This is a genomic window from Flavobacterium sp. UBA7680, from assembly GCF_002482975.1.
Taxonomy (GTDB): Bacteria; Bacteroidota; Bacteroidia; order Flavobacteriales; family Flavobacteriaceae; genus Flavobacterium.
Map to the genome: position 1 here is coordinate 350,099 of NZ_DLHA01000050.1, position 13,085 is coordinate 363,183.

Genomic DNA, 13,085 nt, shown 5'->3' on the forward strand with positions numbered 1-13,085 from the left:
AGAAGTTCTACAATTGGAATTTGGAATTTAAAAATTGGAATTTAAAATTTTAAACCCTACCATTCATTAACCTTATTAGCATCCATTTTTAAGAAGATGAACAATAAAATTGTGAATCCCCAAAGTCCCGAACCTCCATAAGAAAAGAAGGGCAGAGGAACCCCAATTGTTGGGAAAACACCAATAACCATGGCAATGTTTACAAAGAAGTGTATGAATAAAATTCCGGCGACGCAATAACCATAGACTCGGCTGAATTTAGTCTTTTGTCTTTCTGCCAAATAAATGACTCTCAGGAATAAACCTGTAAAAAGTAAAATCACAACCAGAGAACCTATAAATCCCCATTCTTCACCAACAGTTGTAAAAATATAATCGGTATGCTGCTCAGGAACGAATCCTCCTTTGGTTTGCGTACCTTCTAAAAAGCCTTTTCCAAACCATCCTCCAGATCCAATAGCGATTTCAGATTGATTCGTATTATAACCAATACCTTTCATGTCAACGCTTTTTCCTAAAAGAATATTGAAACGGTCTCTATGGTGCTGTTTAAATACATTGTCAAATACATAATCAACAGAAAGAACAAATCCAGAGATAAGAGCCAATAAAATAGCACTTAAAAGTAGATTTCTATCAACAGCTCTTCCCTTAAAATGTATAATAATAAGAACACCCAGTGCAATTAAAATAACAACATAAGGCTCTAGAATAAGTGTTAATACAAATAATAGAATGGTAATAAAACCAGTCCAAACGTACCAAGACGGCAATCCCTCTCTAAATAAAACAAGAATAAAAACACTATAAATTAACGCACTTCCCGGATCGGGCTGTGGTAAAATAAGCATTACAGGTAAAAATACAATTGCTAGCGCCTGCAGTTGCCTGTTTGTTTCTTTAAGGTTAATTTGTGTATCACTTAAATATTTGGCTAATGCCAATGATGTAGCCGCTTTTGCAAACTCTGACGGTTGAAGCGTGAAACTTCCTATAGCATACCAGCATCGTTGACCTGCAATTGTTTTTCCAAAAAGAAACAATCCGGCTAACGACAATAATGCCACACCAAAAATAATACTAGCGTATTTTTCGTAAAATTTTCCATCAACAAAAAGCACAACAAAAATTAGTGGAATTGTACATCCAATAAAGATTAATTGTTTTTGGTAGGTTCCATCGGTTGATAATAAAGAGGAGGAATAAATATTCAGCCACCCCAATGTTACCAATGCAATGTAGATAAAGACACTTATCCAGTCAATGTTATTTTTTACACTTTGATTTCTCATCTGAAATAATCTTAATTCTCTTTAGTGGTGTCTATCGTTGTTTTTTTAACTTCTGTTTTTGGAGCAGTTACAGTTTTAGGAACTACAATTTTTGCTTTTAAAACAGAATCTTTTGGTGTAGACTCAATTGCGCTTGCCTCGTTCATTCCACCTAATTTAGCATATTCAGCCGCTAAACTTTTATTTAAAACACGAACTTCCAAATCAGTTCTTGTGATTTTCTTTCTTAAATATTTTTCGATCATTAAACTGGCAATCGGCCCAGCAACAGTTGCTCCAAAACCTCCATTTTCAATCATAACTGCAATTGCAATTTTTGGATTGTCTTTTGGTGCAAAAGCCACAAAAATAGAGTGATCTTTAAGTTTTTCTCTTTTGCCGTTTATTTTGGCATAATTCTCAGCTGTTCCCGTTTTTCCGCAAATATCAATTCCGTTTACTCTAAGAGCATAAGCGGTACCTTTGTTATAAACGTCAAATAATCCGCTGATAACCGGTGGAAAATATTTTTGATCAATAGTTGTGGTATGCTTTTCTGTAAATTTAGGATCAATTTTTTTGCCTTCAATCTTTTTAATGATATGAGGTGTATAATAATATCCTTGATTCGCAACAGTTGCCATCATGTTTGCTAACTGAATAGGGGTCATTAAAACCTCTCCCTGTCCAATAGCGTTTGATACAATAGTTGAGCTTCTCCATCCTCCGTTAGGGTAGATTTTTTTGTATGTTTTTGATGTTGGAATATTACCTTTTTTACCCGTTGGTAAATCATAACCCATAAATTGACCTAAACCAAAACTTTTTACGTGACCGCTCCAAACATCAACTGCTTTACCCGGATCTGAATATTTGTTAATCGTTAACATATAAGCCTGTCCAAAGTAACTATTACAGGAATTATAAATTCCGTTATGTAATTGATGAGGTCCAAAACCGTGACATTTCATAAAACGGCCACCCCCATAACTAAATCCGTGATGACACATAAAAGTAGTCTGCTCGTCGATAACACCTTCCTGCAGCGCCACTAAACCCGTTAAAATTTTAAATGGAGAACCAGGAGGATATTCAGCTAAAAGTCCGCGATCATATAAAGGTTTTGCGATAGAATCATGGTATAAAAGCGTATAGTTTTTAGATCTTTGTCTTCCAACCAAAATACCCGGATCATAAGAAGGAGCTGTAACTAATGCTAATATTTCACCAGATTTTGGTTCAATAGCAACAATTCCACCTCGTTTATTAATCATTAACTCCTCGCCGTATTTTTGAAGTTCAGCATCAATACTTAAATTGATATCTTCTCCGGCAACGGCAATCGTATCGTATTTTCCTTCTTTGTAGGCACCAATTTCTCGGTTATATTTATCCTTTTGAATATATTTTACACCTTTAATTCCGCGTAAAATATCTTCGTAACTTTCTTCAACACCTTGTTTTCCAATTAAATCACCACTGTTGTAATATGGATTTTTGGCAATAAGGTTTTCGTTTACTTGTGTGATAAACCCAAATATATTTGCACCATAATCTACTTCGTAATCACGTAGAGAACGCTTTTGAAAATAGAAACCTTCATACTTTCTGATTTTCTCCTGAAAAGCAGCAAATTCCGTTTTATTTAACTGAGATAAAAACACAGATGGAAGCCTAGGGCTGTAAACTCTTGCCTTTGCAATTCTTTTCTCGTAATCGTCTTGTGTAATGTTTAAAAGTGCACAGAATTCTGGGATATTAAGATTTTCTTTAATATCTCTTGGAATTACCATGATATCATACGAAGCCTGATTGGCAACTAATAACTTACCATTTCTGTCATAAATATAACCGCGCTCCGGATAGTCATAGACTTTCTTAATCGCATTATTTTCTGATTTCAATTTGAATGAATCATCTACAATTTGCAGATAAAATATCCGAATCACTAGCAAAGATGCTGCAATAATAATTAAAGAGGGCAGCAGAACTTTTCTCATCGTTTATTGGGCTTAATAATGTAAATTATTATAATTGAAGTGATTATTGTAAAAATAGAACTAAATAACGTTCGCAGTAAAATGTCAAATATGAACTTAAACTCAAAAGCTTCTAATGTAAATAGTACAATATGATGTAATAAAACAGAAACTAATATAAATGAAAACCGTTCTGGTGTTAAAGATTCATTTAGTTTAATAGTTTGATATTCATAGCTTAATCCGAACGAAAACTTAAAAATATACGGTCGATAGTAAGCAAGAATAACACAAGCAGTCGCATGAATTCCGCCAGAATTACAAAACATATCCATTACTAATCCCAATAAAAAGCTGGAAATAATTAGTCCTGCTCTGTTGCTGTTTACAGGATATAAAATAATGTACAAGATATATGGAAAAGGACTTATGTATCCTAGAAAATTCATGTTGTTAAAAATAACAACCTGAATTGCCAGCAACATAATAAATCGAAAAATATTTACTAACAAAGCGCTACTCATTTTTTTCCTTGCTTTTGTTTTCTAGATTAATAAGTTCTTCTCTGTCCTTGCTCTTGATAATGTATACGTGACCTAAGTTTGTCATATCGTTAAAAAGTTTAACTCTTATAACATAAAAACTTGAATTGTCTTTTTTGTATATATTTTCTACAGTACCAATATTGATTCCTTCCGGGAAAATTACAGATTGTCCTCCGGTAACGATAGTATCTCCTTTTCTTACAGAGGCTAATCTAGGAACATCTTCAAGCTGTACAAATCCGGTACTTTTTCCATCCCAGGTTAAAGAACCAAAATGATTTGTCTTTTTTAGTTTAGCATTTATCTGTGATTTCATATTCAAAATGCTGACTACAGTTGAGTAATTTGTTGAAGTATTATCGATAACTCCAATAATTCCTAAGCTATTGATAACACCCATATCTTGTTTAACTCCTTCTTTGCTTCCAGAGTTAAGTGTAATAAAGTTTTCGTGTGTGCTGTAAGAGTTGTGAATTACTTTTGAAACGATAATATCTGCAGGTTTTACTCCTTTAATGCTATCTGGTAATGGTGCTTTTGTTGTGTCTTCTTTATTGAATAAAAGACTTTTTAACCTTGCGTTTTCAAGTACAAGCTCGTCGTTTTCGGTTCTTAAATTCAAATATTCGTTTACATGATTGATTCTTTCATAAACACCTCCGCTCAAAAAATTTGCGGAACTGATTACTCTGCTTCTGTGGTACGAATGCGATTGAATTGTGAGAGTCAACGAAATACCTAAAAGCAGCAAAAACAGCAATCGATTACTGTTTCTTATAATGAAATTAAAAATTTGCTGCATTTCGTGTCTGGTTATTTTGTTTCAGGATATGCTTTAAGGTTTCAAATTTTACTAAGGTCAAATATTAGAAATTTGACCCTAATAAAAGTATATTGATTGTTATTTTTGAATCTTATTTGATTAAGATACTTTTAAATTTTGCGATGTTTTTAAGCGCCATTCCTGTACCGCGAACAACTGCTCTTAATGGATCTTCAGCAATGTAAACAGGTAAATCTGTTTTTTGAGAAATACGTTTGTCAAGACCTCTTAACATAGATCCTCCACCAGCTAAATAAATACCAGTATTGTAAATATCAGCAGCTAACTCAGGAGGAGTTTGAGATAATGTTTCCATTACTGCATCCTCAATACGCTGAATAGATTTATCTAATGCTTTTGCAATTTCACGGTAAGAAACATCTACTTGTTTTGGTTTACCAGTAAGTAAATCTCTACCTTGAACTGACATATCTTCTGGCGGTCCGTCTAAATCTTCGATAGCCGCTCCAATTTGAATTTTAATTTTCTCAGCAGTACTTTCTCCTACGAAAAGGTTGTGCTGTGTACGCATGTAATAAACGATATCATTTGTGAAAACGTCACCTGCAATTTTTACAGATTTGTCGCAAACAATTCCGCCTAAAGCGATAACGGCAATTTCTGTTGTACCACCCCCAATATCAACAATCATGTTTCCTTTTGGCTGCATGATATCGATACCAATACCAATTGCGGCTGCCATAGGCTCGTGAATCAAATAAACTTCTTTTCCGTTTACTCTTTCACAAGATTCTTTTACCGCTCTCATCTCTACCTCAGTAATACCAGAAGGAATACAAACTACCATGCGTAATGCAGGAGTAAACATTCTCTTTTTTAATGCAGGAATACTTTTAATGAACATGTTGATCATTTTTTCCGAAGCATCAAAATCGGCAATTACACCATCCTTTAAAGGCCTTATGGTCTTTATGTTTTCATGCGTTTTACCTTGCATCATGTTGGCTTCCTTACCAACAGCAATGATTTTGCCTGATATTCTATCACGTGCAACGATTGACGGACTATCAATAACAACTTTATCATTATGAATGATTAAAGTGTTTGCGGTACCAAGGTCTATCGCAATATCCTCGGTCATGAAATCAAAAAATCCCATAAGTTTTTTAGGGGTTTAAAATGTTATAAAATTATTTATCGAACAAAGTTAAACAAATTAATGTTTAAAATGACGTGTTCCTGTAAATACCATTGCAAGATTATTTTCATTGCAATAATTTATGCTTAATTCATCTTTTATCGAACCTCCCGGCTGAATTACTGCGGTTATTCCTGCTTTTTTAGCTAATTCAACACAATCCGGAAAAGGGAAAAATGCATCACTCGCCATCGAAGCACCAGTTAAATCAAATCCAAAAGCTTTTGCTTTGTCAACTGCTTGAACTAAAGCGTCAACTCTTGAAGTCTGACCTGTACCAGATGAAATTAATGTTCCGTTTTTTGCAAACACAATCGTATTTGATTTTGTATTCTTGCAAATTTTTGAAGCAAAGATCAAATCTTCGATCTCCTGAGCAGTAGGTTCTGTAATTGTAACGGTTTTTAAATGCTCTTTATTATCCGTAATATTATTTCTGTCCTGAATTAACAAACCATTAAGACATGTTCTAACTTGTCTTGAAGGTAATTCTACTTCATTTTGAACTAAAATAATTCTGTTTTTCTTTTCTTGTAAAACAGTAATTGCATCATCATCATAACTTGGAGCGATTACAACTTCGCAGAATAATTTATTGATTTCCTGTGCTGTAGCTAAATCAATTTTAGTATTTGCAATCAAAACACCTCCAAAAGCAGATGTAGGATCACAAGCCAAAGCTGCTAAATAAGCTTCGCTGATAGTTTTTCTTGAAGCTAAACCACAAGCATTGTTATGTTTTAAAATAGCAAATGTTGGTCCGTCAGTTTTAAACTCTGCAATTAAATTAACTGCAGCATCAACATCTAATAAGTTGTTGTAAGATAACTCTTTTCCGTGAACTTTTTTGAACATAGCATCAAAATCTCCAAAGAAAAATCCTTTTTGATGTGGGTTTTCACCATATCTTAAAACTTGCCCGTTATCAATACTTTCTTTGTAGATTGTTTCATCAGTATTGAAGTAGTTAAAAATAGCTCCATCATAGTGAGATGAAACGTGGAACGCTTTAGTGGCTAACAATCTTCTGTTTTCAAGAGTTGTAGCACCATTTTGCTCTGTAATCAAATCTAAAAGTAAGCTGTATTCGTTAACCGAAGCAACAATTACAGTGTCTTTGAAGTTTTTTGCACCGGCACGGATTAAAGAAATTCCGCCAATGTCAATTTTTTCAATAATATCTTGTTCGCTTGCACCAGAAGCAACAGTTTTTTCAAAAGGATACAAATCAACAATTACTAAATCAATCTGAGGGATATCAAATTCTTTCATTTGCTGAACATCGCTTTCATTATCCTGACGATTTAAAATCCCGCCAAAAATTTTCGGATGTAAAGTTTTTACTCTTCCGCCAAGAATTTCTGGAAAAGAAGTAATGTCTTCAACAGGAACTACCGGAATTCCTAGGTTTTTAATGAAATCTTCTGTTCCTCCAGTTGAGTAAAGTGTTACGTTTTGTTCGTGTAATTTTCTAACGATTGGTTCTAATCCATCTTTCGAAAAAACAGATATTAACGCTGATTGTATTTTTTTAGTTGTGCTCATTGTGTAGTTATGATTTTCAGACTGCAAAAGTAGTTTTTTTATATATTATTTTAAAAGAAATTAATGTAACATTCTCTTAAAAAAATCTACTGATGAGTAAGTTAACTTTTATTAGGTTTTTGTTTTTAAATTATTGAATTTTACTTTATTGAAAAATACTACTATATGCTTCTTTATCTAAGATTATTAAAAGAAAGTCTCAGCTTTGCGATAAATGCGTTACGAAATAATAAACTACGTACTTTATTATCGTTGTTAGGTGTTACAATTGGTATATTTTCAATAATTGCCGTCCTGGCCGCAGTTGATTCTTTAGATAAAAAAATCTCTAAAGATTTGAGCAGCTTAGATAAAAATACGATTTATTTAATGAAATATTGTTTTGGACCATCTGAAATTCCACAATGGAAGAGAGAACAGTTTCCAAATGTAAAATATGATGAATACATAGGATTGAAAAATTCTATGAATAATACTGACCAAGTCGGTTATCAGCTTTTTGTAAATCATGAAACTTTAAAGTACGATTCAAAAACGGTTGCCGATGTAAACATCGTTCCATCTTCATTTGAAATGGTAAATATTGACGGATTAAGTTTTGATAAAGGAAGATTTTACAATGAATCTGAATCAAATTCGGGAACGGCGGTTATAGTTTTAGGATATGAAATTGCTCAAGGTCTTTTTGGAAGTATGGATCCGCTTGGGAAAAATATTCGTCTTTACGGACAGCGTTTTACCGTTATTGGAGTAATTGCAAAACAAGGAGCAGGATTTTTTGGAGACAGCAATGATACATCGGTTTATTTACCAGCTAATTTTTTACGCCGAATGTATGGCGACAGCGATTCTATGACTCCGGTTATTGTTTTAAAGCCGACAAAAGGCGTCGATATGGATGCTTACAAAGCAGAAGTTGCTCAAAAACTAAGAGCAATTCGCGGAATGAAAGCAGGAGAAATGGATAATTTCTTTATAAATGTACTTTCTGGTTTTACTGATTTTATTGACGGAATTTTAGGTCAGATGAATGTAGTAGGATGGATTATAAGCGGTTTTTCTCTTTTAGTTGGTGGTTTCGGAATTGCTAATATTATGTTCGTTTCGGTTAAGGAAAGAACGAATTTAATTGGAATTCAAAAATCATTAGGTGCAAAAAATCGTTTTATATTATTTCAGTTTTTATTTGAAGCCATAATTCTTTCTGTAATTGGCGGAATTATTGGTTTATTGATGGTTTGGGGAATTTCAATTATCTTAACAAAAGCACTCGATTTTGAGTTTGTTCTAAGCTTAGGAAATATACTTTTAGGAACCGGTTTAGCAGCATTGATTGGATTAATTTCGGGAATTCTTCCGGCAATTTCTGCTGCAAATTTAGATCCTGTCGAAGCTATTCGTACAGGAATGTAGAAGCTATTTTTATTTTATATGTAATTTTTGAAGACTAGAATTGGTTAGATTTTTTTTGTAAGCAAACAATTTAAACACTAAACAAATGAGCTTTATCTTAAAACATGTTGATGCTGTTGAGTCTATTTCTAGAGATGATTTTAAAAAGAATTATTTAGATAAAAGGAAACCTTTAATTATAAAAGGACTAACAAAAGACTGGCCTGCAAGAGACAAATGGTCTACTGATTATTTTAAGCAAATTGCAGGAGATATTGAGGTAAAGTTGGTTGATAATTCTAAAGCAGATCCAACCAAAGTAATTAATGCTTCAATCGCCAGTATGAAATTTGGCGATTATCTCGATTTAATAAAAAGAGAACCCACAGATTTGCGTATTTTTTTCTTCAATCTCTTCAAGCATAAACCTGAATTAGTTAATGATGTAAAAATACCAAAAGAATTAATGGGCGGTTTTATAGAAAGTATGCCTGCTATGTTTTTTGGCGGTTCAAATGCTGTTACTTTTTTACATTATGATATCGATTTGCCGCACCTTTTTCATACCCATTTTGGAGGCCGAAAACATATTATACTTTTTGATTATAAATGGAAAAAACGGCTTTATTGTGTTCCAAATACCACTTATGCTTTAGAAGATTATGATGTCGCCAATCCCGATTTTGAAAAATTTCCTGCCCTAAAAGGTGTCGAAGGTTATGAAGTTTTTCTGGAACACGGAGATACTTTATTTATGCCAACCGGAATGTGGCACTGGATGCGTTATATTGATGGTTCTTTTTCGCTGAGTCTTCGCGCTTGGGATTCATCGATTACTCGGAAAATGGCTAGCGTTTGGAGTTTGTTCATGCATGGCGCAGTAGATAGCGCTATAAAAATTGTTTTTAGAGAACGTTATGCGATATGGCGTGAAAAACTAGCTTTTAAAATAGCGGAAAAGGAATTGAAAAAGGATTTGAAAAAAGCGAGCTAATTTATTTTTTTGTCTTTTCTAGCTTTGGTTTTATGAAAGGAAATGTAATTCTATTTTTATCCCAATTAATATCTTCCGAGTTATAAAATTCATTGTTTTTCTTGTGTTTCAAGACAGTATCTTCTTCTTGTGTTGTTCTCCTTATATTGTAATAATCTCCGTATTTTTCTTGTGACTTTAATGCCTTTTCTAAAACAAAAAAAGATTCTGATTGTAAAGTATCAGTTTTAGAACATATGTAAGTGATATTTTTGAATTTTTGTTTATAATTTGCTTTTATAAAATCGGATATATTGTTAGTGGGTATTTCGATCAAATCTTTTGGTTGTAAATCAATAAAGTTTGGAATTGTATCACTTTTTTTCCAATTTCCGCAAATATGATTAATTTCGTCTCTTTGAAAATAGTATATTTTCGAATCAGTGTCTATTATAAAGGAATTTGTTCCATAATATAGCCGGCCAGGAATAGATGGAGGTAGCGGAACTGTGTCTTTGCCCCGAATTATTTCTTTATTATTCTGTGAAATAATCTAAGGAATATTTTCTTCTTGATTTTCTTTTTTACTACAATTCAAAAAGAAAAAACAAATCATGAAACCAATAAAAATTCTTGCCATAGAAAATCAGATTTAAAATAAAGATATAAAAAATCCTAAGAATGTTTTTCTTTGGGATTCATAAAGCAAAACGAGAATGAAAGAGGAATTAATTAAAAAGGCAGTCTCAGAAATATTAAATCCAGTTTTTGAAACTACAAAACAATATTTGAAAATTTATTCAATAAAACTGGAAAAAGAGACTCCAAAAATAGAACGAGTAGACTTTACCTCGTACATAGATACAAATGCTGTTTATTTCCCAATAAAAGAGGAGTTCTTTTTTCTTGTTGTGTACTTTTCCAAAGATAATAATGAAATAATAAATGTTGATACTGAAAATGCTACTCGAGTTTATTTAAAAGTCACTTCTGAAGTTTTGGATTTTGACCATCTTTCTGAGTTGACAATACTTCGGCCATTAACAGGTTGGAGTAATAATGATTTGCGCCCTAGCGGAAAAAGTAAATATGATTTTAGCTGTATGAAATTTGAACCAATAAAAAGTCAAGCCTATCAATTAGAATCTAAACTTGAATTGCTTTTAACTAGTTTAGAGCAAGATTTTGATGGAGTTATAAATTTGACAAAAAAGGGGAACGCAATTATTTCTGTTTGTCTTAATCAATGTATTAGCGGAAACAAGGGAATTCATCTTGATGATAAGATAATTTCTAGAATGAATAAATTGAATTTAGGGATTGATATAGATCAATATGTATATGGTAAGGAATTAAAGTAAAAAAAATCCCAAGAAGCAATTTTCTTGGGATTTTCTATTTTAAGTAGTTTTAAAACTATCTAATATCATTATTTTGAATCAAATCGATATATAAGTTGATTTTATCTTTTAATTCTTTTCTAGGCGTTATAAAGTCTAGGAAACCGTGCTCTAAAAGAAACTCAGCTGTTTGAAAACCTTCTGGTAAATCTTTTCCTGTAGTATCACGAACAACACGAGGACCAGCAAAACCAATCAAAGCGCCCGGCTCAGAGATGTTGATGTCTCCTAACATTGCGTAAGATGCAGTTGTTCCACCCGTTGTTGGGTCTGTACAAAGAGAGATATAAGGTAATTTAGCTTCTGCTAATTGAGCTAGTTTTACAGAAGTTTTTGCTAATTGCATTAAAGAATAAGCAGCTTCCATCATACGAGCTCCACCAGATTTAGAAATCATAACAAAAGGCAGTTTGTTTTTGATCGCGTGATCAATACCTCTTGCAATTTTTTCACCTACAACAGCTCCCATAGATCCGCCAATAAAGGCAAAATCCATACAGCAAATTACAAGTTCTCTTCCTTTAGATTTTCCTACTCCCGTACGTACAGCGTCTTTAAGATGAGTTTTTTCCATTACATCTTTCAATCTTTCTGCATATTTTTTTGTGTCCACAAAATGCAGAGGATCTTTTGATGTCATGTTTTTATCTAACTCAACAAATTCGTTGTTGTCGAATAAAATTTCAAAATAGGTTGCGCTTCCAATTCGAACGTGAAAATCATCTTCAGGGCTTACGAATAAGTTTCTTGCTAATTCGTCTGCATCAATAATTTTTCCTGTTGGAGATTTGTACCACAATCCTTTCGGAACGTCCATCTTATCTTCTGTCGCGGTCGTAATCCCTTTTTCTTGTCTTTTAAACCAAGCCATTTTTATAATTTTAGAATGTAGATTTTAAAGTTTAGATTTTTAATCTGATTCACAAAATTAGATTTCAGGCTTTTTTAGAAGTCTGAAATCTAAAATCAAAAATCTAAAATTTAAAGCGTATTTACGTTATTTAAATCTGCAAAAGCTTGTTCAAGTCTTGCATTGAATGTTACTTCGCTTTCACGAACCCATCTTCTTGGATCGTAATATTTTTTGTTTGGAGCATCAGCACCTTCTGGGTTACCAATTTGTGATTTTAAATAGTCAAGATTTTTAACCATATAATCACGGATTCCTTCAGTGTATGCAAACTGTAAATCAGTATCAATGTTCATTTTGATAACTCCGTAGCTAATTCCTTCTCTGATTTCTTCAAGTGTAGAACCTGAACCTCCGTGGAAAACGAAATCAACTGGGTTGTGTCCTGTGTTGAATTTGTTTTGAACGAAATCCTGAGAATTTTTTAAGATTTTTGGAGTTAATTTTACGTTTCCTGGTTTGTAAACACCGTGAACGTTTCCAAAAGCAGCAGCAATTGTAAATTTAGGACTTACTTTAGATAATTCTTCGTAAGCATAAGCTACTTCTTCTGGCTGTGTGTATAATTTTGAGCTATCAACATCAGAGTTGTCAACACCATCTTCTTCACCACCTGTAATACCAAGTTCGATTTCTAATGTCATTCCCATTTTACTCATTCTAGCCAAATATTCTTTACAGATTTCAATGTTCTCTTCGATTGGCTCCTCAGACAAATCGATCATGTGAGAACTAAATAATGGTTTTCCTGTTTCTGCAAAATGTTTTTCAGAAGCATCTAATAAACCATCAATCCAAGGCAATAATTTTTTTGCACAGTGGTCAGTATGTAAAATTACAGTTGCTCCGTAAGCTTCTGCCAAAGTGTGAATATGTTTTGCTCCGGCGATACCACCAGCGATAGCTGCTTTTTCACCTGCGTTAGATAAACCTTTTCCAGCGTTAAATTGTGCTCCTCCGTTTGAAAATTGAATGATAACTGGCGCATTTAGTTTTGCTGCAGTTTCAAGAACTCCATTGATTGTGCTTGACCCAGTTACGTTAACTGCTGGTAAAGCAAAACCTTTTTCTTTTGCATAATTAAAAAT

The 13,085-nt window shown here is 33.1% G+C and carries 12 protein-coding genes; 3 read left to right on the forward strand and 9 right to left on the reverse strand.

The annotated features are described in order from the left end of the window. Positions 1-56: 56 nt before the first annotated feature. The 6 genes from rodA to purH form a co-directional block, all read right to left on the reverse strand. Positions 57-1,292 (reverse strand): rod shape-determining protein RodA, encoded by a 1,236-nt coding sequence (gene rodA / locus B3C18_RS21665; RefSeq protein ID WP_291151670.1) that lies wholly within the window; start codon positions 1,290-1,292, stop codon positions 57-59. Between the two features lie 11 nt (positions 1,293-1,303). Next, positions 1,304-3,271, reverse strand: coding sequence for a penicillin-binding protein 2 (gene mrdA, locus B3C18_RS21670; protein ID WP_291151672.1), 1,968 nt, complete (start codon positions 3,269-3,271; stop codon positions 1,304-1,306). Then, entirely contained in the window at positions 3,268-3,774 is a 507-nt protein-coding gene (locus B3C18_RS21675) for a rod shape-determining protein MreD (RefSeq protein WP_291151674.1), read from the reverse strand. Before B3C18_RS21675 ends, mrdA begins: the two co-directional genes overlap by 4 nt. Beyond that, a complete protein-coding gene (gene mreC / locus B3C18_RS21680; protein WP_291151676.1) occupies positions 3,767-4,597 on the reverse strand; it encodes a rod shape-determining protein MreC in 831 nt (276 codons plus the stop codon). Before mreC ends, B3C18_RS21675 begins: the two co-directional genes overlap by 8 nt. Positions 4,598-4,709: 112 nt before the next feature. Then, the gene (locus tag B3C18_RS21685) at positions 4,710-5,738 is read right to left on the reverse strand and encodes a rod shape-determining protein (protein WP_007804822.1); all 1,029 of its coding nucleotides are present in this window, start codon (positions 5,736-5,738) and stop codon (positions 4,710-4,712) included. Positions 5,739-5,795: 57 nt separating this feature from the next. Then, on the reverse strand, positions 5,796-7,322 hold the full coding sequence (gene purH, locus B3C18_RS21690; protein ID WP_291151682.1) for a bifunctional phosphoribosylaminoimidazolecarboxamide formyltransferase/IMP cyclohydrolase: 1,527 nt from the start codon (positions 7,320-7,322) through the stop codon (positions 5,796-5,798). 165 nt (positions 7,323-7,487) lie between these two features. On the opposite strand from purH, the gene B3C18_RS21695 reads away from it, so the two are divergent. Beyond that, positions 7,488-8,735, forward strand: coding sequence for an ABC transporter permease (locus B3C18_RS21695; RefSeq protein WP_291151684.1), 1,248 nt, complete (start codon positions 7,488-7,490; stop codon positions 8,733-8,735). An 85-nt stretch (positions 8,736-8,820) separates the two neighbouring features. Then, positions 8,821-9,708, forward strand: a complete 888-nt coding sequence (locus B3C18_RS21700) for a cupin-like domain-containing protein (protein ID WP_291151686.1) — start codon at positions 8,821-8,823, stop codon at positions 9,706-9,708. Position 9,709: 1 nt separating this feature from the next. Here B3C18_RS21700 and B3C18_RS21705 read toward each other — a convergent pair whose 3' ends face one another. After that, the gene (locus B3C18_RS21705) at positions 9,710-10,024 is read right to left on the reverse strand and encodes a hypothetical protein (protein WP_291151688.1); all 315 of its coding nucleotides are present in this window, start codon (positions 10,022-10,024) and stop codon (positions 9,710-9,712) included. A 379-nt stretch (positions 10,025-10,403) separates the two neighbouring features. Here B3C18_RS21705 and B3C18_RS21710 point away from each other — a divergent pair, with 379 nt between their 5' ends. Further along, the gene (locus B3C18_RS21710; RefSeq protein ID WP_291151691.1) at positions 10,404-11,048 is read left to right on the forward strand and encodes a DUF4279 domain-containing protein; all 645 of its coding nucleotides are present in this window, start codon (positions 10,404-10,406) and stop codon (positions 11,046-11,048) included. Between the two features lie 55 nt (positions 11,049-11,103). Here B3C18_RS21710 and accD read toward each other — a convergent pair whose 3' ends face one another. Both accD and fbaA read right to left on the reverse strand, forming a co-directional pair. Next, positions 11,104-11,958 (reverse strand): acetyl-CoA carboxylase, carboxyltransferase subunit beta, encoded by an 855-nt coding sequence (gene accD, locus B3C18_RS21715; RefSeq protein ID WP_026728501.1) that lies wholly within the window; start codon positions 11,956-11,958, stop codon positions 11,104-11,106. 110 nt (positions 11,959-12,068) lie between these two features. Continuing rightward, a partial coding sequence (gene fbaA / locus B3C18_RS21720) for a class II fructose-bisphosphate aldolase (RefSeq protein WP_291151695.1) occupies positions 12,069-13,085 on the reverse strand: 1,017 nt, incomplete at its 5' end.